General features: G+C 68.1%; 21 protein-coding genes and 2 pseudogenes. 17 read left to right on the plus strand and 6 right to left on the minus strand.

All coding sequences use genetic code 11. The features are described from left to right. Window positions 1–280: 280 nt before the first annotated feature. The 9 genes and pseudogenes from AC0IZS_RS17710 to AC0IZS_RS17750 all read left to right on the plus strand — a co-directional run. On the plus strand, window positions 281–1,282 hold the full coding sequence (locus AC0IZS_RS17710; RefSeq protein WP_471636807.1) for an LLM class flavin-dependent oxidoreductase: 1,002 nt from the start codon (window positions 281–283) through the stop codon (window positions 1,280–1,282). Between the two features lie 21 nt (window positions 1,283–1,303). Continuing rightward, on the plus strand, window positions 1,304–2,653 hold the full coding sequence (locus tag AC0IZS_RS17715; RefSeq protein WP_471636808.1) for an LLM class flavin-dependent oxidoreductase: 1,350 nt from the start codon (window positions 1,304–1,306) through the stop codon (window positions 2,651–2,653). Beyond that, window positions 2,653–3,852, plus strand: a complete 1,200-nt coding sequence (locus AC0IZS_RS17720) for a M20 aminoacylase family protein (RefSeq protein ID WP_471636809.1) — start codon at window positions 2,653–2,655, stop codon at window positions 3,850–3,852. Before AC0IZS_RS17715 ends, AC0IZS_RS17720 begins: the two co-directional genes overlap by 1 nt. A gap of 22 nt (window positions 3,853–3,874) precedes the next feature. Further along, entirely contained in the window at window positions 3,875–4,417 is a 543-nt protein-coding gene (locus AC0IZS_RS17725) for a GNAT family N-acetyltransferase (RefSeq protein ID WP_471636810.1), read from the plus strand. A gap of 34 nt (window positions 4,418–4,451) precedes the next feature. Beyond that, entirely contained in the window at window positions 4,452–6,305 is a 1,854-nt protein-coding gene (locus AC0IZS_RS17730) for an amino acid ABC transporter permease/ATP-binding protein (protein ID WP_471636811.1), read from the plus strand. A gap of 99 nt (window positions 6,306–6,404) precedes the next feature. Beyond that, window positions 6,405–7,334: an ABC transporter substrate-binding protein gene (locus AC0IZS_RS17735; protein ID WP_471636812.1), complete on the plus strand. Its 930-nt coding sequence runs from the start codon at window positions 6,405–6,407 to the stop codon at window positions 7,332–7,334. 8 nt (window positions 7,335–7,342) lie between these two features. After that, window positions 7,343–8,275 carry a transporter substrate-binding domain-containing protein gene (locus AC0IZS_RS17740; protein WP_471636813.1) on the plus strand — a complete coding sequence of 311 codons (933 nt, stop codon included), beginning with the start codon at window positions 7,343–7,345 and terminating at the stop codon, window positions 8,273–8,275. A gap of 2 nt (window positions 8,276–8,277) precedes the next feature. After that, window positions 8,278–8,544 (plus strand): annotated as a pseudogene (locus AC0IZS_RS17745) (LLM class flavin-dependent oxidoreductase); the annotation flags it as partial. Window positions 8,545–8,814: 270 nt separating this feature from the next. After that, window positions 8,815–9,612 (plus strand): annotated as a pseudogene (locus tag AC0IZS_RS17750) (LLM class flavin-dependent oxidoreductase); the annotation flags it as partial. A 30-nt stretch (window positions 9,613–9,642) separates the two neighbouring features. Here the strand turns inward: AC0IZS_RS17750 and AC0IZS_RS17755 are convergent. The 5 genes from AC0IZS_RS17755 to AC0IZS_RS17775 form a co-directional block, all read right to left on the minus strand. Further along, entirely contained in the window at window positions 9,643–10,683 is a 1,041-nt protein-coding gene (locus AC0IZS_RS17755; RefSeq protein ID WP_471636814.1) for a DUF2059 domain-containing protein, read from the minus strand. A 42-nt stretch (window positions 10,684–10,725) separates the two neighbouring features. Further along, entirely contained in the window at window positions 10,726–11,811 is a 1,086-nt protein-coding gene (mltB, locus tag AC0IZS_RS17760) for a lytic murein transglycosylase B (RefSeq protein WP_471636815.1), read from the minus strand. A gap of 10 nt (window positions 11,812–11,821) precedes the next feature. After that, the gene (locus tag AC0IZS_RS17765; protein WP_471636816.1) at window positions 11,822–13,858 is read right to left on the minus strand and encodes a transglutaminase TgpA family protein; all 2,037 of its coding nucleotides are present in this window, start codon (window positions 13,856–13,858) and stop codon (window positions 11,822–11,824) included. A gap of 70 nt (window positions 13,859–13,928) precedes the next feature. Further along, the gene (locus AC0IZS_RS17770) at window positions 13,929–14,969 is read right to left on the minus strand and encodes a DUF58 domain-containing protein (RefSeq protein WP_471636817.1); all 1,041 of its coding nucleotides are present in this window, start codon (window positions 14,967–14,969) and stop codon (window positions 13,929–13,931) included. Window positions 14,970–14,980: 11 nt separating this feature from the next. After that, window positions 14,981–15,901, minus strand: coding sequence for an AAA family ATPase (locus AC0IZS_RS17775; RefSeq protein WP_322595541.1), 921 nt, complete (start codon window positions 15,899–15,901; stop codon window positions 14,981–14,983). 96 nt (window positions 15,902–15,997) lie between these two features. On the opposite strand from AC0IZS_RS17775, the gene AC0IZS_RS17780 reads away from it, so the two are divergent. The 8 genes from AC0IZS_RS17780 to AC0IZS_RS17815 all read left to right on the plus strand — a co-directional run bounded on the left by AC0IZS_RS17780 (window position 15,998) and on the right by AC0IZS_RS17815 (window position 25,915). Further along, the gene (locus tag AC0IZS_RS17780; RefSeq protein ID WP_471636818.1) at window positions 15,998–16,903 is read left to right on the plus strand and encodes a histone deacetylase family protein; all 906 of its coding nucleotides are present in this window, start codon (window positions 15,998–16,000) and stop codon (window positions 16,901–16,903) included. A gap of 23 nt (window positions 16,904–16,926) precedes the next feature. Beyond that, window positions 16,927–17,709, plus strand: coding sequence for an enoyl-CoA hydratase (locus tag AC0IZS_RS17785; RefSeq protein WP_471639547.1), 783 nt, complete (start codon window positions 16,927–16,929; stop codon window positions 17,707–17,709). A gap of 829 nt (window positions 17,710–18,538) precedes the next feature. After that, entirely contained in the window at window positions 18,539–19,864 is a 1,326-nt protein-coding gene (locus tag AC0IZS_RS17790; protein WP_471636819.1) for a mechanosensitive ion channel family protein, read from the plus strand. A 138-nt stretch (window positions 19,865–20,002) separates the two neighbouring features. Then, a complete protein-coding gene (locus tag AC0IZS_RS17795) occupies window positions 20,003–20,752 on the plus strand; it encodes an electron transfer flavoprotein subunit beta/FixA family protein (protein ID WP_471636820.1) in 750 nt (249 codons plus the stop codon). Further along, window positions 20,753–21,685: an electron transfer flavoprotein subunit alpha/FixB family protein gene (locus tag AC0IZS_RS17800; RefSeq protein WP_471636821.1), complete on the plus strand. Its 933-nt coding sequence runs from the start codon at window positions 20,753–20,755 to the stop codon at window positions 21,683–21,685. A gap of 80 nt (window positions 21,686–21,765) precedes the next feature. Then, window positions 21,766–23,556 (plus strand): acyl-CoA dehydrogenase, encoded by a 1,791-nt coding sequence (locus AC0IZS_RS17805; RefSeq protein ID WP_471636822.1) that lies wholly within the window; start codon window positions 21,766–21,768, stop codon window positions 23,554–23,556. Between the two features lie 103 nt (window positions 23,557–23,659). Further along, entirely contained in the window at window positions 23,660–24,613 is a 954-nt protein-coding gene (locus AC0IZS_RS17810) for an NAD(P)H-dependent flavin oxidoreductase (protein ID WP_471636823.1), read from the plus strand. Between the two features lie 183 nt (window positions 24,614–24,796). After that, window positions 24,797–25,915 (plus strand): acyltransferase family protein, encoded by a 1,119-nt coding sequence (locus tag AC0IZS_RS17815; RefSeq protein WP_471636824.1) that lies wholly within the window; start codon window positions 24,797–24,799, stop codon window positions 25,913–25,915. A 57-nt stretch (window positions 25,916–25,972) separates the two neighbouring features. Here the strand turns inward: AC0IZS_RS17815 and AC0IZS_RS17820 are convergent, their stop codons facing one another. After that, entirely contained in the window at window positions 25,973–26,377 is a 405-nt protein-coding gene (locus tag AC0IZS_RS17820) for a hypothetical protein (RefSeq protein ID WP_471636825.1), read from the minus strand. Window positions 26,378–26,441 lie beyond the last annotated feature (64 nt).

Consider the following 26,441-nt stretch of genomic DNA (forward strand, 5'->3'; position numbering starts at 1 on the left):
CCTGCGCAGGCAGGCTTGGAGCCGCGGCACTCAGCCCCGGGGGGACGCACCCAGCGCGGCGGGGCGGCCCTTGCGCGGGTGCCCTGGCCTTGCGCGCGCCAGTGTCGAACGCTGCGCGCGCCCATCACCTCGGGGTGAGCGGGCCAGCCGAGAGCCCGTACGGGCAAAGGGTGGGGGCGCCTTTTGTCCGCATATCGATATGACAAGTTAGCGCAACGCGCGCCGGCCCGGGGCCACAGAATTTGCAGCATTGTTCATCCATGCGCGAATCGCCCCCACCGTGTCCTATGCCCTGTCCCTGCTCGACAAGAGCCCTGTTCCTGAGGGTGCCACTGCGGCCCAGGCGCTGCAGCGCAGCGTAGCGCTGGCGCAGCGCGCCGAGCAACTGGGCTACCGCCGCTTCTGGGTGGCCGAGCACCATGGCAACCCGGGCCTGGCCGGTTCGGCGCCCGAGGTGCTGGTGGCGCACCTGCTGGCGCGCACCACGCGCATCCGCGTGGGTTCGGGCGGCGTCATGCTGCAGCACTACAGCCCCTTCAAGGTGGCCGAGGCCTTCAAGCTGCTGGCGGCACTGGCACCGGGCCGTGTAGACCTGGGCGTGGGCAAGGCGCCCGGCGGCCTGCCGCTGGCCACCCGCGCCCTGCAGGCCGCCCGCGACCCCGCGCGCAAGGCCGACTTCGCAGCGCAACTGGCCGAGCTCGACGCCTTTGTTTCCAACACCCTCGCGGCCGACCACCCCCTGGCCGGCGCCGTGGCCCTGCCCGAGCCACCGAGCCTGCCCGAGCGCTTTCTGCTCGGCGGCAGCCCCGACAGCGCCGCGCTGGCCGCACGCCACGGCTGGCAGTTCGTCTACGCCGGGCATTTCAATGGCGACCCCGTGAACATCGAGCGCTCGCTGCAGGTCTACCGCGAGGCCGCAGGCCGTGCGCCGCTGCTCGCGCTGTATGCCCTGGTCGCAGACACGCAGGAGGAGGCCGAGCGCCTGGTGGGCGCGCTGCGCGTGTTCAAGCTGCACCTGTCCACCGGCCAGAGCGTGAACCTGCCCACTGAAAAGGCCGCCGCCGAGTTCGCGCGCCAGGCCGGCGTGAGCGACTACCGCCTCGAAGAAACCCGCCCGCACGTGATCGCGGGCTCGCAGGCCTTCGTGCGCCATGCGCTCGATGCCCTGGCAGAGCGCTACGGCATCGAGGAGTTCGTGGTCGACACACCCGTCACCGGCTTTGCCGAGCGCCTCGCGTCGGTGGAGCTGCTCGCCGGTGCCCTGCAGACCGCCGAAGCCTGACCCCCCAAGAAGGAAAAAACCATGAGCAACAAGACACCCATCCGCTTCGGCCTGATGCTGCACGGCGCAGGCGGCCACATGAATTCATGGAAGCACCCCGCCGGCCCGGCCGACGCGAGCGTGAACCTGCAGTTCTACATCGACACCGCGCGCAAGGCTGAGGCCAATGGCATCGCCTTTGCCTTCGTGGCCGATGGCCTGTTCATCAACGAGAAGTCCATTCCGCACTTTTTGAACCGCTTCGAGCCCATCTCCATCCTCTCGGCACTGGCCGTGGCCACGACCAAGATCGGCCTGGCGGGTACCATCTCCACCTCGTACAGCGACCCGTTCACGGTGGCGCGCCAGTTCGCCTCGCTGGACCTCATCAGCCAGGGCCGCGCGGGCTGGAACGTGGTGACCACACCGCTCGAAGGCACGGCCAGCAACTACAGCCGCCAACACCCCGACCACGCGCTGCGCTACGAGATCGCCGACGAGTACCTGGAGGTCACCCAGGGCCTGTGGGACAGCTGGGACGAGGACGCCGTGGTGCGCAACCGCGCCACCGGCCAGTTCTTCGACCCCGCCAAGCTGCACACGCTCAACCACAAGGGCCGCTTCTTCCAGGTGGCCGGGCCGCTGAACATCGGGCGCTCGGCCCAGGGGCAGCCGGTGATCTTCCAGGCCGGCTCGTCCGATGCGGGCGTGGGCCTGGCGGGCAAGTACGCCGACGCGGTGTTCACGCATTCGCCCAACCTCGAGGCCACGCGCGCCTTCCTGCGCCAGGTCAAGGCCAGCGCGGTGGCGCAGGGCCGCCAGGGCAGCGACGTGAAGATCTTCCCGGGCATCGGCCCGGTGGTGGGCGCCACCCAGGAGGAGGCCGAGGCCAAGTACCAGGCCATCCGCGAACTGCTCACGGTGCAGGAAGCGCTGGCCTACCTGGGCCGCTATTTCGACCACCACGATTTCAGCCAGTACCCGCTGGACGCGCCCTTCCCCGAGCTGGGCGAGATCGGGCGCAACAGCTTTCGCTCCACCACCGACCGCATCAAGGCCGATGCCAAGGAGCGCGGCCTCACGCTGCGCCAGGTGGCGCTGGAGGCGGCCACGCCGCGCTCGCAGTTCGTGGGCACGGGCGAGCGCGTGGCCGACGAGATCATCCGCTGGGTGGACGAGGGGGCGGCCGATGGCTTCATCCTCGGCTTCCCGGTGCTGGCGCAGGGACTCGAAGATTTCGTGGCCCATGTGATCCCCGTGCTGGAGGCGCGTGGCCGCTACGAGCGCACCTTGCCCGGCGCCACGCTGCGCGACCACCTGGGCCTGCCGCGCAAGGCCAGCCGGTATGCGGCTGTGGATGGGCTGGGCGCCACCGACAGGAAGGTCGCCTGATGGGCGCCGCACTGCCTGCGGTCGGCGCTGACGATGTGGCGCGCGTGGAGGAGGGCATCGCTGCCTTCATCGGCGAGTTCAAGGCCCTGCGCCAGGACCTGCACCGCCACCCCGAGCTGTCCTTCCAGGAGCACCGCACCGCCGCCATCGTGGCCGAGCGCCTGGCGGCCTGGGGCTACGAGGTCACGGCCGGCATTGCCGGCACGGGCGTCGTGGGCCGGCTCGTTCGTGGCAGCAGCGGCAAGTCCCTGGGCATCCGCGCCGACATGGACGCGTTGCCCATCACCGAGGCCACGGGCCTGCCCTATGCCAGCGAAAACGCCGGCGTGATGCATGCCTGCGGGCACGACGGCCACACCACCGTGCTGCTCGCGGCGGCGCGCTTCCTGGCCGAGTCGGGCCGCTTCGACGGCACGCTGAACCTGATCTTCCAGCCCGCAGAGGAGAACGGCGGCGGCGCCAACCGCATGATCGCCGAGGGTCTGTTCGAGCGCTTTCCCTGCGATGCGGTGTTCGGCCTGCACAACTGGCCCTGCGTGGGCGAGGGGCACTTCGGCTGCGTCACCGGGCCGGCGATGGCCTCGGTGGACCAGATCACCATCACCGTGCGCGGCAAGGGAGGCCATGGCGCCGCGCCGCACGAGACGGTGGACCCGGTGGTGGCCGCAGCGCACATCATCACGGCGCTGCAGACGGTGGTCTCGCGCAACGTCGATCCGCTGGACATGGGTGTGGTCACCGTGGGCTCGATCCACGGCGGTGCCGCCCCGAATGTGATTCCCGAGAGCGTGGAACTGAAACTCACGGCGCGGGCCTTCAAGCCCGAGGTGCGGGCGATCCTGAAGGAGCGCATTCCGACCATCGCGCGGGCCCAGGCCGAGAGTTTTGGTGCCACGGCCGAGGTGCAGTACCGCCCGGGCTACCCCGCGGTGCTGAACCACGATGCCGAGACGGCGCTGGCACGCAGCGTGGCCGTGGACACCTTCGGCGCCGCACGCGTGGATGCCGGCTTTCGCCCGCGCACGGCCAGCGAGGACTTCGCTTTCATGCTGCTCAAGCGCCCCGGCAGCTATGTCTTCGTGGGCAATGGCGACGGCGCCTCGCTGCACAGCCCGTACTACGACTTCAACGACGCCATCCTGGCGCCCTCGGCCACCTACTGGGTGCGCCTGGCAGAGCGCTTCCTGGCGCCTGCATGACATTTTTCCTGGACGCGACACCATGAGCGAACGATTCGTCTACACCACCCCCCTGGACCCACTGGCGCACCCGCTGGTCGAGGAACTCGGCCACGAGTACCAGAGCCGCTACGGCGACTTCTACGAGCGCGAGGGCGGCCCGCGCGAGATGGAGAAATACCCCGCCGAGCTGTTCTCGCCGCCCGAGGGTGGCAACTTCGTGCTGCTGCTGCGCGATGGCGCGCCCATCGGCGGTGGCGCCTTCAAGCGCCACCCCGACCCGGGCACGGCCGAGCTCAAACGCGTGTGGACGCACTCGGCCCTGCGCCGCCAGGGCCTGGCGCGCAAGGTGGTGCAGGAGCTCGAAGCCCAGGCCCTGCGCCAGGGCTACACGCGCATCTACCTGACCACGGGCTTTCGCCAGCCCGAGGCCGTGGCGCTGTACCTGGGTCAGGGCTATGCAGCGCTGTTCGACCGCTCGGCGCCCGAAGGCAGCTATCGCTCGCTGCCGTTCGAGAAAACCCTCGTGCCCTCTTCACCAGCCTTCGCCACGGCTGCCCCGGAACCTCTGGCCCGAGCGGCCTGAGCCTTGCTTCTTCGCTTCACCCACAAGAACAACCATGTCCACCACTACCACGCTCGATGCGTCGCACGCGCTGCCTTCGGGCCCTGCACCGGCCGCTCAGTACCACCCCGCGCCACCTGTGCCGACTCCGGCCGCAGCGCCGCCCGTGAAGGGCGACTACTCGCACTACCGGGTGGTTCCCGCTCGCTACCGCGCGCGGGCCGTGGGCACGGCGTTCGCCGCCCTGGTCATCGCGCTGGTGCTGTACTCGGTGCTCACCAACCCGCGCTGGGGCTGGGGGGTGTTTGCCGAGTGGTTCTTCGCCGAGCCGGTGCTCGTGGGCCTGGGCCGTACCTTGCTGCTCACGGCGCTGGGCGCGCTGTTCGGCTTCACACTGGGCACGGCGCTGGCGCTGGCCCGGGTGTCGCGCTCGCCGCTGCTGGCGGGGCTGTCGTGGACCTTCGTCTGGATCTTCCGCTCCATCCCGGTGATCGTGCTGCTGCTCATCATCAACAACCTCGGCTACCTCTACGAGACGGTGAGCCTGGGCGTGCCGTTCACGGGGTGGACCTTCTTCTCCTACCCCACCACGCAGCTCATCAGCCCCTTCGTGGCGGCGCTGATCGGGCTCACGCTCAACCAGGCGGCATTTGCCTCGGAAATCGTGCGTGGGGGCATCCTCTCGGTGGACCAGGGGCAGTTGGAGGCGGCGGCCGCGCTCGGCCTGCCACGCCGGCGCCAGGCGTTTCGCATCGTGCTGCCGCAGGCCATGCGCTCCATTTTGCCCAGCGGCTTCAACGACATCATCGGCCTGGCCAAGGGCACGTCCAACGTCTACATCCTGGCGCTGCCCGAGCTGTTCTACACCATCCAGATCATCTACCGGCGCAACCTGGAGGTGATCCCGCTGCTGATGGTGGCCACCGTCTGGTACCTGGTGATCCTCACCGTGCTGTCGATCATGCAGCACTACATCGAGCGGCATTTCGCCAAGGGCGCGCTGCGCAACCCGCCACCTTCGCTGTTCACGGCCATCGTGCGGCGCCTGGGGTTTGCTCCCAAGGCCTTGCCGCAGTCTGCAGAGCCCGCGGCCGCACCGCAGGCCGCACCCGCCGGCACCGTGCCGCGCTGGAGCGGCGGCCTCACGCGCGGCGGCGAGGTCACGATCCACGGCGTCTCCAAGCACTACGGCGCGCTGCAGGTGCTCAAGGACGTGACGCTCACCGTGCCGCCCGGCAGCGTGACGGTGGTGCTGGGCCAGTCGGGCTCGGGCAAGTCCACTCTGCTGCGCACCATCAACCACCTGGAGCGGGTGGACGGTGGCTTCATCGCCATCGACGGCGAGCTGATCGGCTACCGCCAGGATGCGGACACCCTGTACGAGCTGGGAGAGAAGGACATCCTCTCGCGCCGCGTGGATGTGGGCATGGTGTTCCAGAACTTCAACCTGTTCCCCCACCTCACGGTGCTGGAGAACATCGTCGAGGCCCCCATCAGCGTGCGCGGCGTGCTGCGCCCCGAGGCCGAGGCCCTGGCGCAGGAGCTGCTGGCCCGGGTGGGCCTGAGTGACAAGGCGCACAGCTACCCGCGCCAGCTCTCGGGCGGCCAGCAGCAGCGCGTGGCGATCGCGCGGGCGCTGGCCCTCCGGCCCAAGGTGCTGCTGTTCGACGAGCCCACCTCGGCGCTGGACCCCGAGCTGGTGGGCGAGGTGCTCGACGTGATCAAGGAACTGACGCGCTCGGGCACCACGTTGGTCATCGTCACGCACGAGATCGGCTTTGCCCGCGAAGTGGCCGACACCGTGGTCTTCATGGAGCAGGGCCGGGTGCTGGAGACCGGTACGCCCGAGCAGGTGTTCAACCGCCCCGCGCACCCGCGCACTGCGGAGTTCCTGGCCAAGGTCCTGTAGCTCCCCGCTTTTCTTCCTCTTTGCATGCGCGGCGCCCGGCCGGGCGCCAGCCTGCGCGCATGCCCCTCTTTTCTCTTGTCCTTTGTCAGGAACCATCCGATGAACTTCACCCGCCGCTCCACCTTTCTTGCCCTGGCGCTGGCCGCCGCGACCATGGCCCCCCTGCAGGCCACGGCGCAGGCCGTGGACCTGAGCCCTGAACAGCCCGGGCGCCCGCGCTCGGCCAAGGTCGACGAGGCGCTCAAGCTCGTGTCCAAGGATTTCAAGTTTGCCAAGGAGGGCGTGCTCACCGTGGGCACCACCACCGGACGCCTGCCGTTTGGCGCCTATGCCACCGACAACAAGACCCCCGTGGGCAATGCGCCCGACGTGGCGCAACTGGTCGCCGACAGCCTGGGGCGCAAGCTCGAACTGGTGTCCGTGGCCTGGGCCGACTGGCCGCTGGGCCTGCAGTCGGGCAAGTTCGACGTGGTGATCTCCAACGTCACTGTGACCGAGGAGCGCAAGGAGAAATTCGACTTCTCCACCTACCGCAATGACCAATTGGGCATCTACGTGAAGGCCGACAGCAAGATCACCGCGATCAAGGAGCCCAAGGACGTGGCGGGCCTGAAGATCATCGTCGGCGCCAGCACCAACCAGGAGCAGATCCTCTTGCGCTGGAACCAGCAGAACGTGGCCGCGGGCCTGAAACCCGTGGAGATCCAGTACTACGACGACGATGTGGTGCTGTACCTGGCCATCCTCTCGGGCCGGGCGGACGCCTACCTCGCGCCCAACGGCATAGCCGCGCACAACGCGCGCGATGGCCGGACCAAGCTGGTGGGCGCCTTCTCGGGCGGCTGGCCACAGAACGCCGAGATCGCCGTGACCTCGCGCAAGGGATCGGGCATTGCCGATGCCATCACGGCGGCGCTGAACACGCAGATCCAGAACGGCAACTACACCAAGTCGCTGGAGCGCTGGAACCTGCAGTCCGAGGCCATCCAGGTCTCGCGCACCAACCCGCCCGGCCTGCCCAAGAAGTGAGGCAAACCATGGGAAACACCTCTTTTTCCTTCAAGCGCTGGCTCGCCGTGGTGGCATTGGCTGCGCTGGGCGGCAGTGCTTTCGCGCAGGCCTTCGATTTCAGCCCGGAGCAGAAGGCCCGCCTGCGCACCGAGCGCAACGCCGCAGCCATCGCCGCCATTCCCAAGGACTACAAGTTCGTGAAGGAAGGCGTGCTCACCGTCGCGATCGCACCGTTCGCGCCGCCCATCTCTACCTATGCCACCGACGCCAAGACCGTGGTGGGTTTCGATCCCGACTACGCGCTGCTGATTGCCGATGCGCTAGGCCTCAAGCTGGAGCTGGTGCCCATCGCCTGGGCGGACTGGCCGCTGGGCCTGTCCTCGGGCAAGTACGACGCGGTGATCTCCAACGTGGGCGTGACCGAACAGCGCAAGGAGAAGTTCGATTTTTCCACCTACCGCCTGGGCCTGCACGGCTTCTATGTGCGCGCCGACAGCAAGATCGCCTCCATCAAGGAGCCCAAGGACGTGGCTGGCCTCAAGGTCATCACCGGTTCGGGCACCAACCAGGAGCGCATCCTGCTCGAATGGAACAGGAAGAACGTGGCCGCGGGGCTCAAGCCTGCGGAGCTGGTCTACTTCGACGACGATGCGGCGCGCCTGCTGGGCGTGGTTTCGGGCCGGGCCGATGCCAATTTCAACCCCAACGCCCCCCAGGCCTACCATGCGGCCAAGGATGGCAAGATCCGGCTGGTGGGCACGGTGAATGCGGGCTGGCCGCTCAAGTCCGACGTGGCCATCACCACGCGCAAGGGCATCGGCCTGGCCGATGCGCTCACGCTGGCAGGCAACGCCATCATCCAGAGCGGCAAGTACACGCAGACGCTGGCGCGCTGGAGCCTGGCGGAAGAAGCGCTGCCGCGCTCGGAAACCAACCCGCCTGGCCTGCCAAAGTTCTGACCATGGCCATCCGCCACCTTGCCTTTCTGTCGCCGGGCAATTTCCCCGACACCGACCCCTTCGACGGGCTGGAGCACACGCTGCAGCTGTTCGCGTACGGCGAGGCTTTGGGTTTCGACAGCGCCTGGGTGCGCCAGCGGCATCTGGAGCGCGGGGTGTCCTCGGCCGCGACCTTCCTCGCTGCTGCGAGCCAGCGCACGCTGCGCATAGCCCTGGGTACGGCAGTGGTGCAGATGGGCTACGAAAACCCGTTTCGCCTGGCCGAGGACGCAGGGCGTGCCATCACCCATTTCACCCCCGCGCTGGCCCCAGCATGCGGATGGATGCGCGAAGCGCGGCGCAGCCAATAGCCGGGCTATTGGCAAGCCGTGCGACAAAGCAGACGCCGCATGCCGGGGCCAGCCCGAAGGGAAAGCCTGCAGCGCGGCACATTGCGGCGTTGCCCTTCGCTTGTGTAGCCGTGCTACACGGCTCTCAGGGCGCCTTGCACTGCACCGCGCTGCAGGCTTTCGCGGGGGTGAAATGGGTGATGGCACACCCTGCCCACGGTGGATGTACTCTCGCGTGGGCGCCTGCATGTGGGGCTGAGCGCGGGGGCGCCGCCCTTTGGCACGTTGCTGGGCGAGCGCCTGTTCGATGGCGATGCGGGCAGCATCGACTTCTCGCACGCCCGTGTGGAGCGCCTGCGCCGCAACCTGCAGGGCGAGCTGCTCGGCGACGAGGAGACCTTTGTCGAGTCCCCCGCAGGCCGCCAGCGGCCGCGCCTGCAACCGTATGCGCCGGGCCTGGCCGAGCGCCTGTGGTACGGCGGCGGCTCGCTGCGCTCGGCCCAGTGGGCGGGCGAGCAGGGCTACCACCTGCTCATCGGCAATATCAACCGGGGCGAGCAGACGGACCAGTTCTTCGAGGCGCAGCGCGCCCAGCTCGACCTGTTCCACGCCCGCTGGCGTGCGCAGCAGCCGCCGTCCAGCGTGCCGCGCGTGGCCCTGGGCCGGGTGATCGTGCCGCTCGACGGCGCCGACGCCTCCACCCGCGCCCGCTACTTGGCCTGGGCCGCCACGCGGCAGGCGCGCACCCTGGGCCCCCAGGGCGAGCGGCGCACGCTGTTTGCGCGCGACCTGGTGGGCCGCAGCGAGCAGATCCTGCAGTGGCTGCGCGAAGACCCCATCGTGCCCCTGGTGCAGGAGCTGCGGCTGGAGCTGCCCTACGACTTCGCGCCCGAGGAGTACCGCCAGATCCTGGAGGACACGGCGCGGCTGATCGCGCCGGAACTGGGGTGGCGGGCAGGGGCCGCGCAGGACATCACGGCCGGAGCCGGCGAGCCCTGGGTCGCCTGAGGCCTGCAGTGCCGGTGCGCGGGCCGCGCGTCAGCGCTTCGTTTCGCCGCTGGCGGGTGTCGCCGCGTTGTCGGCACGCGCCATGGCCGCCAGCAGTTCGGGGAAGATCTCGGTGCGGATCGTCTGCTGCAGGCGGGCGCTCAAGGCGTCGCTGGCGGCCAAAGCCCTGGCGCGCTGCGCCTTGCGTGCGGGGCTGCGTTCGCTGCCCAGCAGCACGCGCAGTTCCTCGGGAGCCAGGTGCGCACGCAGGGCCTGGACGATCAGGGGCAGCACGGTATCGAAGCGGATCTCCGCGCGCATGCGCTGCGAGATGTTGGCAAACCACTGCTTTTGCTGCTTGCTGGGGGCTTCGGATTGCACCAGCCCGGTTTGCGCACGCATGGCGGATTCCAGGCGCTGCATGCGCGCGTTGAACTCGTCCTGCATCAGCAGCCGGGTCAGGTCGGCGGCGAGGCCATCGTGGGCATCCGCAGCGGTCCAGGCCGCTGGCTTGGGCGGCTTGGGGCCCTTGGCGCGGCCCTGGTCGTCGCTGGACTCGAAAAGGGCGTCCACCCGCTCGTCCATGAATTTGGCCAGTGCGAGGGTGGCCTCGATCATGGCAGGCTGCAACTTGTTCAGGTGCAGCTTGCCCGGCGCCGTGCCATAGAAGGCCAGCAGGGCCTGCGCTTCGGCCTCGGTGTACTGGGTCTGGTACACCTCGGTGACCAGGGGGCGCAGCTTGTGCCAGGCGAAGTGCTGCTGCAGCACCGGCTGCGCCGTGGCATACGCCTTGCGCTTGCGCTCCCGCTCCGCCGGGTTGGCAATGCCCTCGATGGCATCGAGCTGCGCCTGGTCCACGGCCTGCATGATCTGGCGCATGCGTTCGGGCATCTGCTCGGCGTCGAAGAGGGCATGCAGCGTGGCTTCGCTCACCGCGGTCGCTGGGGCGGCAGCGGCGGCCTTGGGCGCGGCATGGGCCGTGCCCGCACCGCCTGCGGGCGGCACCAGGGTGGCAAGGGCGAGGAGCAGCGCCGTGGTCAGGAGGGGGGCGCGTGCGGTTCGGGGGTGGGGCGGCGGGGCAATGGCGTGCATCGGGTGGGGTCCGTTGGCGAAGCCGCCATGGTAAGGGCCTTCCTACCGCGCCGCCGCCACCTCGCGCCCCAGCTCGATCACGGCCATGGCGTAGTAGCTCGACCAGTTGTAGCGGGTGATGGCGTAGAAGTTCTCCGTGCCCGCCACATAGGTCGGGGTGTCGCCGCCGTTCTGCAACTCCACCAGCGCCATGGGGCCCGTGTGCTGGGCCCCTGCGGCGTCGAGCACCGCGCCCTTGGCATGCATGCTGGCGGCGCTGAAGGTGGGCAGGATGTCCGGGGCCAGCAGGGTGTCGAGCTGCAGCCGCGCGGTGTCGAACTGCACGCCAAAGTGCGTGGGCATGCCGGTGGTCCAGTTGTGGCCCTTGAAGTAGTTGGCCACCGAGCCGATGGCGTCCACCGGGCTCCGGAACAGGTCGATGCGGCCGTCGCCATCGAAGTCCACCGCGTAGCGCACCCAGCTCGATGGCATGAACTGGCCCAGGCCCATGGCGCCCGCGTAGCTGCCGCGCGGCTCGAAGGGGTCGATGTTGCTGCGGTTGGAGAGGCTCAGGAACTGTTCGAGCTCGCGCTGGAAGAACTCGCGGCGCTCCTTGGCGCGCGGGTGGGCATTGGGAAAGTCGAAGGCCAGCGTGGCCAGCGCGTCCATCACGCGAAAGTTGCCCATCTGCTGGCCGTAGATGGTCTCCACGCCGATGATGCCGACGATGATCTCCACCGGCACGCCGTACTCGGACTCGGCGCGTTCCAGTGCTTCGCGGTGCTCCTGCCAGAAGCGCACACCCGCACGGATGCGCACCGGGTCGATGAAGCGGCTGCGGTACACGCGCCAGTTCTTGGGCGTGCCCACGGGCGGCGGCAGCATGAGGCGCGGCACCTGGGACAGCAGGCGCGCCTGGCCGATGGCCTGGCGCACCCATTCGCGGTCCAGGCCACGCCGCGCGGCCAGGTCGTCGGCAAAGGCCATGGCATCGGGTCGGTTGGCATAGGGCACGCCGCCCTGCACGGTGGAATTCGCAGCGGCTTTTTTGGCGGCAGCCTGCTTGGGGGGCTTGGAGGGGCTGGCGAGGGCGGGCAGGGCACAGGCCACCGCCATGCAGGCGATGGCAACGGATTTCAGGAGGCGCATGTCGTTCGGGTCATCGGCCCCGTGCGGACGGGGGCCAGGCAAGGGTGTTGAATTCGCGGCGCAGGGCGCCGAACTGCTGGGCAGGTAGAGGGGCATAGCGTACCTGCTCCAGCCGTAGCAGCCAGGCCGCCAGGCCGTTGGCGCTGTCACCGAAGTGGGCGGTCACCTGCTGGGCCATGGAGCGGGGTGGCAAGGTGTCGGGCAGCACCAGGCCGGCCTTGGCCAGGCGCTGGCGCACGCGGGTCAACAGGCGCAGCCAGGGGTCGTGCTGGCTGCGTTCCCACAGCGTCCACAGCCCGCCGCCGCTGGCGGCGATCACGATGAGCGCACCGAGCACGGTGGTCAGGTCCTGCCAGCTCGGTGATTCGAAGCCCAGGGCCTTGAGCAGGTCGAACTGGCGGCTCTGGCTGTAGTTGAGCACCCACTGGCTCCAGCTGTTGTTCACGGCCTCCCAGACGGCGCGCAAGGATTGCACCATGCCCGGGCTGATGGTGCCCATGGCGCTGGCAAACGCGCCCTCGGGGGCTCTGAGGCGCTGGAACTGGCCCACGCGGCCTGGCGAGACCGCGCCCGTGGGGTCCACGCGCACCCAGCCACGGTTTTCCATCCAGACCTCGGCCCAGGCGTGGGCATCGGCGTTGCGCACGGTCCAGTAGCCATCCACCGGGTTGCGCTCGCCCCCCTGGTAGCCGGTGACGATGCGCGAGGGCACGTCCATCGCCCGCATCAGGATCACGAAGGCCGAGGAAATGTGCTCGCAAAAGCCTTCCTTGCGGTCAAACCAGAACTCGTCGGCCGTGTGCTCGCCGAAGACGCCGGGGTCCAGTGAGTAACTGTAGCCGCCCGTGCGCAGGCGCTGCAGGACGGCATTGACCAGCGCCTGGGTGTTGGCCCCGGCCAGCGCGGGGTCGGCCCGCATCTCAGCCGCCAGGGCCAGGGTGCGCGGGTTGAAGCCGGGCGGCAGCTCGGTGTACACGCGCAGCTGGCGTATGGACTCTTGCGGGCCGTGGCGGAATTCGGGGTAGCTCACGGCCTGGTAGCGCAGCACGTCGGTGATGGGGCGCGTGGTCATCCACTGCAGGTCCTGGGTCATGTAGGCCTGCATGCCAGGCACTTCGGGTGCCTCGGGCGTGGCTTCCAGCACCATCAGCCAGGGCTGGCGCTGGGGTTCCAGGGTGACTTCGTAGCGCACAGCCGGCCCGCGGGTCTGCAGATTGGCTGGCACCGCCACGCGCGCCGCCCAGGCACTGTCTTCGCGAAAGGGCTCGGCCTGCCACTGCCGGCCATCAAAGGCGGCCATGACCGGCCCGCGGAAATACAACGTGGACTGCTGGGGGATGTCGGTGGGCGCACCTTCGAAGCGCAGCCGGATCGCCACGCGCTCATCGAGCGCGATCTCGGCCATGTCGCCGATCTTCATGGTGCCCGAGAGGCCGCTGCGCCCGGTGAGGTTGTCGCTGGGCATGCCCCACAGCGGCGACATGCGCGGAAACAGCATGAACAGCGCCACCATGATGGGCGCGCCCAGCAGGGCCATGGTGCCCGCCATGCGGAAGGTCTGCGCCAGCGGCGGGCGCCCCACCGGCATGTGGGCGTTGACCAGGGCCGTGAGCAGGCCCAGCAGCGCCACCAGCATGGCAGCGGCCGTGAGCAGCGATTGCGAGAAGAAGAAGTTGCTGAGCATCGTGAAGAAGCCCAGGAAGAAGATCACCATCGCGTCGCGCCGCGCACGCAGCTCCAGGGTCTTGAAGGCCAGCATCATCACCATGAGCGTGACGCCCGCATCGCGCCCGAGGATGGTGCGGTGGGTGAGCAGCGTGCCCCCCACGGCCACGATGACCAGCACCGTGAGCAGCCAGCGTCCGGGCAGCGGCCGTCCTTTCCAGGCCATCCAGCCGCGCCACAGCAGCATGCCGAAGGCCATCGCGCTGGCCCAGGCGGGCAGGTTGGCCACCTGGGGCGCGATCACCCAGGCCGTGGCGAACAGCAGGAACAGCGTGTCCCGCGCGTCGCGTGGCAAGGTGGCGAGGGTCTGGCGCAGGCTCATGGAGCGTCGGTTTTCCGCAAAAAAGGAGGCAAGGGGCAATGCGTTTGGATGGCTTGTTGCCGGCAGAAGTTCAGCACAGCGCCAGCGCTTCCAGGCAGCGGCGGCGGTGGGCGGTGCCCGTGTCGGGCGAGATCTCCACGCCGGGCAGGCGCAGGCCATAGTCCAGGCCCAGGCGGTCGGCCTGCAGCACCCAGGCCGCCAGGCGCGAGATGCGGGCTTCCGGGTCGGGCAGGGCGGCCAGGGCCGGGTCCAGCCAGAGTTCGTGGCGCTGGGCCTGCTGCGAATCGCGGCTTACCAGGTCGTCGGTGCCGGTGCCCAGCGTCTTGGCGGCCTTCTTCCAGACCACCAGCTTGAGCGGGTCGCCACGCCGGTAGGCGCGTACCCCATCGAACTCGCCGATGCCCTGGGACGGCGCGCTGCCGGTGCCGGCGCCGCGCGGCTCGCCAGGCGGCAACGGCGGCGGCGGCAGCTCGGGCGCCGGGTACACCAGCACCTGGGCCGCCGGGCGCCAATAGGTCCACACGCGGAAGGTGCCCAGCGGAAACCGCGTCTCGGCCGTGAGCACGGGCACGCGGTGCAGGCCCCGGCGCGGGGGCGCGAAGGCCACGTGTACGGTGGAGCGTCCCTGTGCGGGCACATCGGTCCAGGCCCAGTGGTGCGCCTCGCCACCGCTGCCATGCACGGCCAGACCGATGCCATAGCGCGGCGTCTTGCGTTCGCTGGATACCTGGACCTCGATGGTGGCGCTGGTCCCCATGAAGTGCGGCTCGGGCTCCTTGAGGTGCAGCGTGATGCCGCGCAGCGTGGCGTGGCAGATGTGCATGCCGATCACCGCGCTGCCGGCCAGCAAAAAGGTCAGCAGGTAGCCCAGGTTGAGCTGGTAGTTGATGGAGGCGATCAGCAGGATCAACAGCGTCAGCGCCAGCATCCATCCCGCGCCCGTGGGCAGGATGTAGACATTGCGCTGCGTCAGCGTGAGCGTGTCGCTCAGCGGCCGGCGCACCATCCACCAGGCCTCAAAGCGCTTGCGCACGCGCGTGAGCGGGTTGAGCGCCGCCAGGGCGGCGCGCAGCCGGCCGGGCGATGGCGTGGGCGATGTGGCGGTTGCCATGTCCCTCGGGCTCAAGGCAAGGGCACGGACTCGACCATGGCCCGCACCTGCTCCACCGCGCCGCGGCCGGCATCGCCGACCGGCACCAGGCGGTGGGCAATGGTCTGGGGCAGCACGGCCTGCACGTCGTCGGGCGCCACATAGTCGCGCCCGCTGATCAGCGCCTGCGCCTTGGCCGCGCGCACCAGCGCGATGCCGGCGCGCGGCGACAGGCCCTGCAGGAACCAGCGGCCCGAGCGCGTGGCCGCGATCAGGTCCTGCACGTAGTTGAGCAGCGGATCGGCCGTGTGCACCGCCAGCACCTGGCGCTGCAGCTCGGCCAGTTCTTCATCCGACAACTGGGGCAGCATGGAGTCCACCATGTCGCGCCGGTCGGCGCCGGCCAGCAGCACGCGCTCGGCCGCGCGGTCGGGGTAGCCGATGGAGATGCGCATCAGGAAGCGGTCCAGCTGCGACTCGGGCAGCGCGAAGGTGCCGAGCTGATCGTGCGGGTTCTGCGTGGCGATCACGAAGAAGGGGTGGGGCAGGGCACGCGTCTCGCCTTCCACCGACACCTGCTTTTCTTCCATGGCTTCGAGCAGCGCGCTTTGCGTCTTGGGGCTGGCGCGGTTGATTTCATCGGCCAGCAGCACCTGGGCGAACACCGGGCCGGGGTGGAACACGAAGGACTCCTTGCCGCGCTCGTACACCGACACCCCGGTCAGGTCGCTGGGCATCAGGTCGGCCGTGAACTGCACGCGCGAGAACTGCAGCCCGAAGGTGCGCGACAGCGCATGGGCCAGCGTGGTCTTGCCCACGCCCGGGACATCCTCGATCAGCAGGTGGCCGCCGGCCAGCAGGCAGGCCACGCAGTCCTGTACCTGGGCCTGTTTGCCCACGATCACCGTGTTAAGCTGGTCCAGAAGCGATTTGATCTTGTGCTGTGCATTCATAGTCATAGCGCGACGTTATCCGAAAAAGACAATTGACGGGGATTGACTGTGAGCAAAACGGGCTATTTCACCCACCGCGATTGCTGGAAGCATGAAATGGGCCCCGGGCACCCCGAGTGCCCCGAGCGGCTCGATGCCATCGAAGACCGGCTGCTGATCACCGGCGTGGGCGATGCGCTGGACCGCCGCGAGGCGCCCGAGGCATCCCTGGCCGACATCGAGCTGGCCCACGACCGCCTGCACGTGGCCGCCATGCGCGGCCTGTCCGACCGGCTCAACGAGGAGATCCTGGCCGGCGGCCCGAGCTACTCGCAGCTCGACCCCGACACCTCCATCAACGCCCACACCTGGAAGGCCTCGCTGCGCGCCGCCGGGGCCGCCCTGGCCGCCACCGACGCGGTGATGGCCGGCGAGATGGAGAACGCCTTTTGCGCCGTGCGCCCGCCGGGCCACCATGCCACGCGCAGCAAGGCCATGGGCTTCTGCTTCTTCAACAACGTGGCCGTGGCCGCCAAGTACGCATTGCAGCGCTACAACCTGCAGCGCGTGGCGGTGGTCGATTTCGACGTACACCACGGCAATGGCACCGAGGACATCCTCGCCAATGACCCGCGGGCGCTGATGGTCAGCATTTTTCAGCACCCGTTCTACCCCTACAGCGGCGACCAGGATCCCGCGCCCAACATGGTCAACGTGCCGGTGCCGGCCTACACGCGCGGCATGGACATCCGCGAGATCATCGAGATGATGTGGATCCCCCGGCTCGAGGCCTTCAAGCCCGAGATGGTCTTCGTGAGCGCCGGCTTCGACGGCCACCGCGAGGACGACATGGGGCAGCTGGGCCTGACCGAATCGGACTATGCCTGGATCACCCAGCGCGTGAAGGACATCGCGCAGCGCTATTCCAAAGGGCGCATCGTCTCCTGCCTGGAGGGCGGCTATGTGATGGGGCCCCTGGCACGCAGTGTGGAAGCCCATCTGCGCGTGCTGGCCGACCTGTGATTTTTGGATTGAAACGAGCAACCATGACGGAACCTCAACAGCCTCTGCGCGTGGAACGGGACGCTCGCGGCGTGGTGACCCTCACGCTCAATGACCCTGCGCGCTTCAATGCCCTGGGCTCGGAGATGCTCACCGCCCTGCAGCAGGCGCTCGATGCCGTGGCGCGCGACGACACTGCGCGTGTCGTGGTGCTGGCGGCCGAAGGCAAGGCTTTTTGCGCTGGCCATAACCTCAAGGACATGGCGGCCCACCCGGACCTGGCCTGGTACCAGCAGCTGTTCGCGCAGTGCAGCCGCATGATGCTCACCATCCACAAGCTGCCCGTGCCGGTGATCGCACGGGTGCAGGGCATGGCCACTGCGGCTGGGTGCCAGCTGGTCGCGCAGTGCGATCTGGCTGTGGCGGCGGACAGCGCGACCTTTGCGACCAGCGGGATCAATTACGGCCTGTTCTGCGCTACGCCCAGTGTGCCGCTGGTGCGCAATGTGCCTGCCAAGCGGGCGATGGAGATGCTGTTGACTGGGGATTTCATTGATGCTTCTACGGCTCTGGAGCAAGGGCTGGTGAATCGGGTGGTGCCTGCGGCTGGGTTGGATGCGGAGGTGGAGAAGTTGGTGGCGTCCATCCTGCAGAAGCCGCGGGTTGCTGTGGCCATGGGCAAGGCGCTGGTGTACCAGCAGCGGGAGTTGGGAGTGGAAGCGGCATACCAGTTGGCGGGACAGGCGATGGCGGTGAACATGATGGATGGGGCTGCTCAAGAAGGGGCTCGGGCGTTTGTTGAGAAGCGGGCTCCGGCCTGGAAATGATGGTCGGCCGACATGGGTTCTTATTGCTTCAGTTCCTTTGCTGAAGGCGGAGGCCGGGTCTCGGCCCGGCGGCCGAGGTACTTGTTCTTTGCTTCGCCAAAGAAAAGTACCCAAAAGAAAGGCGACCCTGCTGTCCGTGTCCCTTCGCTTCGCTGCGGGCAACCTGCGATGCTCGAAGCTGGGGTGCGCCGAAGAACTCCCTGCGCTGCCTCTGCGAGGCAGCTCCGGTCAAACAGCTTCGGCGAGCCAGATGACGATGCGCGTGTGTCCTGCGGCACACGCGCCACCCCAGCTTCTGCGCTTCTCGGCACGTCCAGAAGGGACTGGGGGCCCCATACGGGCCATTGCTTCGCTCGGCCTGGTGGTCCTTCGCTGCGCTCGGCTCGCCAAAGCGATCGCGTCAGTTGCGTCGGCAGCGCGCAGCGCGTAACCGACACCCGGCGCGGCTGCCAAGGCAGCAGCCGTGTGGTACCCGCTTCCTACCCCTGCTGGCTGCGCCGAGAAGCGCAGGAGCTGGGGTGGGTGCATGTGCCGAAGGACACATGCACTTCGTGGTCTAGCTCGTCGATGCTGTCTGAGCGGAGTTCGAAGAACGCAGCGAGTTCATCGACGCCCACCCCAGATCCGAGCATCGCAGGTTGCCCCCGTTCGCCCGACAGGGCGAACGGGGGTCGCAGACTGGGGGTCGCCTTCTCTTTGGTGACTTTCTCTTGGCGACGCAAGAGAAAGTTACTGCGCCGCCGGGCGCACATCCCGGCCTCCGCCTTTCACCCAAGCAAACAGTCACCATCGGCAAAAAATAGCCCCGTGTGACACAGACCACCACCGCATGGAAATCCTCGACAAACTCCTCACCGACTTCAATCACTCCAGCGTCTGGCTGGAACTCGGCGTCCTGGCCATCGCCATCGCCATCGCCCTGTTCACCGCCAGACTGATAGGCCGCAACCAACCCCCCGACTCCGTCTGGATCGGCCGCAACACCATCGACGGCCTGCTCTTCCCCCTGATCGCCCTGGTCCTGACGTTTGCAGGCCGCCTGGCGGTCGAGCACTACCACCCAGTCTTCGTGCTGCGCATCGCAGTCCCCATGCTGGTCTCGCTCGCGCTGATCCGCTTCATCGCCCGCGTGCTGCGCATGGCGTTCCCTACCTCGGCCCTGGTACGCCTGCTCGAAGGGCTGTTCTCCTGGGTCATCTGGGGCGCGGCCGTGTTGTGGATCGTGGGGCTGCTGCCCGTGGTGCGCAGCGAGCTCGACAGCATCACGCTCAACTTCGGCAAGTCCACCGTCAGTGTCGCCACGCTGATCGAGGGCGCGCTGTCGGCCAGCCTGGTGCTGGTGGCCGCGCTGTGGATCTCGGCCACCTTCGAGCGGCGGGTGCTCAGCACGGCCGTCACCGATCTGTCCATGCGCAAGGTCGCCGGCAACGCCGTGCGCGCCGTGCTGCTGCTCGTGGGCATGCTGTTCGCGCTGTCGGCGGTCGGGGTGGATCTCACCGCGCTGTCGGTGCTGGGCGGGGCGGTCGGCGTGGGCCTGGGGTTTGGCCTGCAAAAGCTCGCCTCCAACTATGTGAGCGGCTTCGTGATCCTGCTGGAGCGCTCGCTGCGCATCGGCGACAACGTGCGCGTCGATGGTTTCGAGGGCCGCATCACCGACATCAAGACCCGCTACACCCTGATCCGTGCGGGCAACGGGCGCGAGTCCATCGTGCCCAACGAGACGCTGATCACCCAGCGCGTGGAGAACCTGTCCGACGCCGACCGCAAGTTCAACGTCACCACCAACATCATCGTCGGCTACGACAGCGACGTGGGCCAGGTGCAGGCCATCCTGTGCGCCGCCGCCGCAGCGCAGCCGCGCGTGCTCAAGGAGCCCGAGCCCGTGGCCTTCCTCGTCAACTTCGCGCCCGACGGGCTCGAATTCAGCCTCAACTTCTGGATCAGCGATCCCTCGGCCGGCTCGCTCAACCTGCGCTCGGCCATCAACATCGCCATCCTCGAAGGCCTGCGCGCCGCGAACATCGACATCCCCTATCCCCAGCGCGTGGTGCAGTTCAAGGACGGTGCCGCACCCGCGGGCATTTCCGTCCCTTCCGGCGCCGTTCAGCCCGGTGCCTCCGGCGAGACATCGGGCGGTTCGCCAAGTGCCCTATAATCACGAAAAAGCACGATCGTTCTTTTTTATGCCCCTGCAGCCGATGGGGCGCCGGCCTGCACCCTTTTGGGTGCACTGCGGCATAGAATGTTCCAGTTTACGTAAACGTCAATTCAACCAACTCTAGGAGCCGCAGCAATGAAGGTCTTGGTCCCTGTCAAGCGCGTGGTCGACTACAACGTCAAAGTCCGAGTCAAGTCGGACCAAACGGGTGTGGACATCGCCAACGTGAAGATGAGCATGAACCCCTTTGACGAAATCGCCGTCGAAGAGGCCGTGCGCCTGAAAGAAAAAGGCCTGGTGACCGAAGTCATCGCCGTCTCCTGCGGCGTGGCCCAGTGCCAGGAAACCCTGCGCACCGCCATGGCCATTGGCGCCGACCGCGCCATCCTGGTGGAAACCGACGTCGAACTGCAGCCCCTGGCCGTGGCCAAGATCCTCAAAGCCCTGGTCGACAAGGAACAGCCAGGCCTCGTGATCCTGGGCAAGCAGGCCATCGACGACGACGCCAACCAGACCGGCCAGATGCTCGCCGCTTTGGCCGACCTGCCCCAGGCCACCTTCGCCAGCAAGGTGGAACTGTCTGCCGACAAGGTCAGCGTGACCCGCGAAGTCGACGGCGGCCTGGAAACCCTGGCCCTGACCCTGCCCGCAGTCATCACCACCGACCTGCGCCTGAACGAGCCCCGCTACGTCACCTTGCCCAACATCATGAAGGCCAAGAAGAAGCAGCTCGATACCCTCAAGCCCGAAGACCTGGGTGTGGACGTCACGCCGCGCCTCAAGACCCTCAAGGTCACCGAGCCCGCCAAGCGCGGTGCCGGCGTCAAGGTGGCCGATGTCGCCGCCCTGGTCGAGAAACTCAAGAACGAAGCGAAGGTGATCTAAATGTCGGTACTCGTTATTGCTGAACACGACAACGCCGCCGTCAAGGGCGCCACCCTGAACACCGTGACCGCCGCCATTGCCTGCGGCGGCGACGTCCACGTGCTGATCGCCGGCCACAATGCCGGTGCTGCAGCCACGGCCGCCGGCCAGATCGCCGGCGTGGCCAAGGTGATCCATGCGGATGCCCCCGGCCTGGAACACGGCCTGGCCGAGAACGTGGCCGCGCAAGTCCTGGCCATCGCCTCCAACTACAGCCACATCCTGTTCCCCGCGACCGCCAGCGGCAAGAACGTGGCCCCCCGCGTGGCCGCCAAGCTCGACGTCGCCCAGATCAGCGACATCACCAAGGTGGTCAGCCCCGACACCTTCGAGCGCCCCATCTACGCCGGCAACGCGATTGCCACCGTGCAGAGCAGTGACGCCACCAAGGTCATCACCGTGCGCACCACGGGGTTTGACCCGGCAGCAGCATCCGGTGGCAGTGCCGCCACCGAAACCTCCGCCGCCACGGCGGATACGGGCAAGAGCGTCTTTGTGGACAGCGAGATCGCCAAGAGCGACCGCCCCGAGCTGACCGCCGCCAAGATCATCGTCTCCGGTGGCCGGGCCTTGGGCAGCAAGGAAAAGTTCGACGAAGTGATGACCCCGCTGGCCGACAAGCTGGGCGCCGCACTGGGCGCCAGCCGCGCTGCGGTGGATGCGGGCTACGCGCCCAACGACTGGCAAGTGGGCCAGACGGGCAAGATCGTGGCGCCGCAGCTGTACATCGCGGCCGGTATCTCGGGAGCCATCCAGCACTTGGCCGGGATGAAGGACTCCAAGGTGATCGTGGCGATCAACAAGGATGCGGAGGCGCCGATCTTCAGTGTGGCGGACTATGGGCTGGAGGCGGACTTGTTTACCGCTGTGCCGGAGCTGGTCAAGGCGCTGTAAGGCGGCCTGACGGCACCAACTGCCACAGAAGGGCATCGCTTGCGGTGCCTTTTTTTTGAGAATTTTTCCCGGAGACATCCATGAGCTACACCGCCCCGGTCAAGGACATGCTGTTCGACATCGAGCACCTGGCCAACATTGAACAGATCGCACAGATTCCCGGCTTCGAAGACGCGGGCCTCGATACCGCCCAGGCCGTGCTCGAAGAGTGCGCCAAGTTCAATGAGGGCGTGCTGGCTCCGCTGAACTTCGAGGGTGACAAGAACCCGTCGAGCTGGAAAGACGGCGTGGTCACCACCACCCCGGGCTTCAAGGACGCCTTCCGCCAGTACGGCGAAGGCGGCTGGCAGGGCCTGCAGCACCCGGCCGATTTTGGTGGCCAGGGCCTGCCCAAGACCATCGGCGCCGCCTGCATCGAGATGTGCAACAGCGCCAACATGAGCTTCGCGCTGTGCCCGCTGCTGACCGATGGCGCCATCGAGGCGCTGCTCACGGCCGGCAGCGACGAGCTCAAGGCCACCTACCTCGAAAAGCTGGTGACCGGCGAGTGGACCGGCACCATGAACCTGACCGAGCCCCAGGCCGGCTCCGACCTGGCCCTGGTGCGCACGCGTGCCGAGCCCCAGCCCGACGGCAGCTACAAGGTTTTCGGCACCAAGATCTTCATCACCTATGGCGAGCACGACATGGCCGCCAACATCGTGCACCTGGTGCTGGCCCGTGTGCAGGGTGCGCCCGAGGGCGTCAAGGGCATCAGCCTGTTCGTTTGCCCCAAGTTCCTGGTCAACGCCGACGGTAGCCTGGGCGCGCGCAACGACGCGCACTGCGTGAGCATCGAACACAAGCTCGGCATCAAGGCCAGCCCCACGGCCGTGCTGCAGTTCGGCGACCATGGCGGCGCCGTGGGCTACCTCGTGGGCCAGGAGAACCGCGGCCTCGAATACATGTTCATCATGATGAACGCCGCGCGCTACGCCGTGGGCGTGCAGGGCATTGCGATTGCCGAGCGTGCCTACCAGAAGGCCGTGGGCTACGCCCGGGACCGCGTGCAAAGCCGCCCCGTGGATGGCTCCATTGCCGCCAGCGCGCCCATCATCCACCACCCTGACGTGCGCCGCATGCTCATGACCATGCGCGCCTACACCGAGGGCTGCCGCGCCATGGCCACTGTGGCCGCCGCCGCCTACGACGCCGCGCACCACCACCCCGATGCCGATGCGCGCAAGCAGAATGCCGCGTTCTACGAATTCATGGTGCCGCTGGTCAAGGGCTACAGCACCGAGATGAGCCTGGAAGTCACCAGCCTGGGGGTGCAGGTGCACGGCGGCATGGGCTTCATCGAGGAAACGGGCGCCGCCCAGTACTACCGCGACGCCAAGATCCTCACCATCTACGAAGGCACCACGGCCATCCAGGCCAACGACCTCGTGGGCCGCAAGACCGCGCGCGACGGCGGCCAGACCGCCAAGGGCATTGCCGCACAGATCGAGAAGACCGAGGCCGAACTGCTGGTCAACGGCAGCCCCGCCGCCAAGGCCGTGGCGCGCCGCCTGGCCGCCGCACGCCAGGCCTTCCTGGACGTGGTGGACTTCGTCGCCGGTGGTACCAAGACCTCGCCCAACGCCGTGTTCGCCGGCAGCGTGCCCTACCTCATGCTGGCGGGCAATCTGGTGGCAGGCTGGCAACTGGCGCGCAGCCTGCTGGCGGCCCAGGAGCTGTTGCACAAGGGACAGGATGCCGCCTTCATGCAGGCAAAAATCACCACGGCGCAGTTCTATGCCGAGCACATCCTGGTCAAGGCACCGGGCCTGCGCGACAGCATCGTCGAAGGCGCCGACAGCGTGACGGAGCTGGCGCTCGACTCCTTCTGAGCGCACGGGGGAGACATGCGGGGCCGGCGCGATGTGCGCGGGCCCTGTACCCCACAAGAACCTGATCCATTCATCCATCCTTTCAAACTGGAACGAACCCGCCATGTCCAAGCTGCCTCCCGCATTGCAGAACCTGTCCCTGCCCGTCATCGGCTCGCCGCTGTTCATCATCAGCAACCCCAAGCTCGTGATCGAGCAGTGCAAGGCCGGCGTGGTGGGTTCCATGCCGTCGCTCAATGCGCGCCCTGCCGAACTGCTCGACGAATGGCTGGCCGAGATCACCGAGACGCTGGCGGCCTACAACAAGGCCAACCCCGACAAGCCGGCTGCGCCCTTCGCCATCAACCAGATCGTGCACAAGAGCAATGACCGCCTGGACCACGACATGCAGGTCTGCGCCAAGTACAAGGTGCCGATCATCATCACCAGCCTGGGCGCGCGCGAGGACGTGAACCAGGCCGTGCACGCCTGGGGTGGCATCGTGCTGCACGACATCATCAACAACAAGTTCGCGCACAAGGCCATCGAGAAGGGCGCCGACGGCCTGATCGCCGTGGCCGCCGGTGCCGGGGGCCATGCGGGCGTGAAGAGCCCGTTCGCCCTGATCCAGGAAATCCGCCAGTGGTTCGACGGCCCCATCGCGCTCAGCGGCGCCATTGCCAGCGGCGATGCGGTGCTGGCCGCACAGGCCATGGGCGCCGACTTCGGCTACATCGGCTCGGCCTTCATCGCCACGCACGAGGCGCGCGCGAGCGACGAGTACAAGCAGGCCATCGTCGCCGGCACGTCCGACGACATCGTCTACAGCAACCTCTTCACCGGTGTGCATGGCAACTACCTGGCGCCCTCGATCCGCGCCGCCGGCATGGACCCGGACAACCTGCCGGAATCCGACCCGAGCAAGATGAACTTCGGCGGCGACGCCAAGAAGGCCTGGAAGGACATCTGGGGCTGCGGCCAGGGCATCGGCTCCATCGACGCCGTGACCAGCACGGCCGAGTTCGTGGCGCGCCTGCGCAGCGAGTACCAGGCCGCCCGCGCGCGCCTGGCGCTCTGAGCGCCTGGCTGCGCAGGCGGTCGCCGGGCCCTGCCCACGTCCGCCCGAGCCCCCTTCTGCGCGGTGCCTGGCCGCGGGTGTCCGTGCAGGCGCCGCGAAGCGCAAATTTCTGTAACAAGCGATAATCAGGGGCTTTTGCCCGCATCGGCGGGCGGGTCATTCCATTTCGCTTCTTCCGTCTCCATGTCCTCCGCCACCTCCCGCACACCCCTGATCGACATGGTCAAAGGGCTGGCGTGCGCCGCCATCGTCTGCCACCACCTGGCCTTCTACGGCCCGATGTCCGACATCGCCGCGCCACTGGCGCCTTGGCTGATGGCCTGGCTGTACGACTATGGGCGCATGGCGGTGCAGGTGTTCCTGGTGCTCGGTGGCTACCTGGCGGCGGCCAGCCTGGCGCCCCAGGGCGTGGCGCGCTTCGACAGCGCGCTCACGGCGGTCACCAAACGCTTCGTGCGCCTGATCGTGCCCTACGCCGTGGCCCTGCTGCTGGCGGTGCTCGTGGCCGCGCTGGTGCGCTCCTGGATGAGCCACCACTCCGTGCCCGATGAGCCGACGCTGGCGCAACTGCTGGCCAATGCGTTGCTGCTGCAGGACATCGTGGGCGAGGACGCGCTGTCGGCCGGCGTCTGGTACGTGGCCATCGACTTCCAGCTGTTCACGCTCAGCGTTCTGGTCTGGGCCGCTGTACGGGCGCTTCCCGGCGACTGGGCGCGCCGCCATGGGTCCGTGCTGGCCCAGGGCCTGCTGGTGGCGCTCACGGCGGCATCGCTGCTGGTGTTCAACCTCGACAGCGGCCAGGACATGTGGGCCTGGTACTTCTTTGGCGCCTATGGCCTGGGCATGATGGCCTACTGGGCCGTGAAGGCGCCGCGCGCCACCGATTGGCTTGCGCTGATCGTGCTGCTCGGCGGCGCCGCGCTGGCGCTGGAATACCGCGGCCGCATCGCCGTCGCGCTGGTGACCGCCGTGCTGCTGGTGGTTGCCCTGCGCTCGGTGCGCCTGCGCCAGTGGCAGGGCGTGGCGCCGCTGGTGCGGCTGGGCCAGATGTCCTACTCGGTGTTCCTCGTACATTTTGCCGTGTGCCTGCTGGTCAACGCCGTGGTGGGGCACCTGTTCCCCGAATCGCCCGTGCTCAACGCCCTGGGCATGGCGCTGGCCTTTGCCCTGTCGCTGCTGGCAGGCCGCGAACTCTACCAGCGGGTGGAGCGCCACGTGCCCACCTGGTCCATGGCGCTGCGCTGGCAGGCTGGGTTGGTGGGGGCGGGCATGCTGGTGGCCCTCGGCAGCAACTGGGCGTGATTCGCCGGAGGCGCGTGGGTACTACCCCGAAGCAGGCTTTGGGCTGCCTGCGGGCCGTCAGACCGGTGGCGGGCCTTCGCGCCGTTTGCGCTGCTTGTCCAGGAACCAGGCCATGAAGGGCAGCAGCAGCATCGAGCCGGGGATCACCCAGATGAACAGGTAGGGGCTGACCGACGAGGCCGAGCGCATCACGTCGCGCAACTGCTCCCGTTCCTCGGCGGTCCAGTTGCCCTGGCGGCGCTGCTTCATGAGCCAGGCCACCGATCCCTTCATGGTCGCCATCTCACGCTTCAGGCGGCTCTTCTCGCGGATGTTGCCGGCCAGGAAGGAGCAGAACCATTCGGGGGCCCGCTCCATGCGCTGCTGGAAGGCGGTGGTGGAGTCCGGGTCGAACAAGGGGTCGGCCGCCAGGGTCGCTGCCGTGGCGTTGGGTTCATCGGGCAGTTGCGGGGGCGCGGTCATGGCCGTCGATTGTCGCAGCAGGGCATGACAACGCAACACCTGTTGCAATTTGCAGCGGATGCGC

It is taken from the genome of Acidovorax sp. AC410 (genome assembly GCF_979253235.1).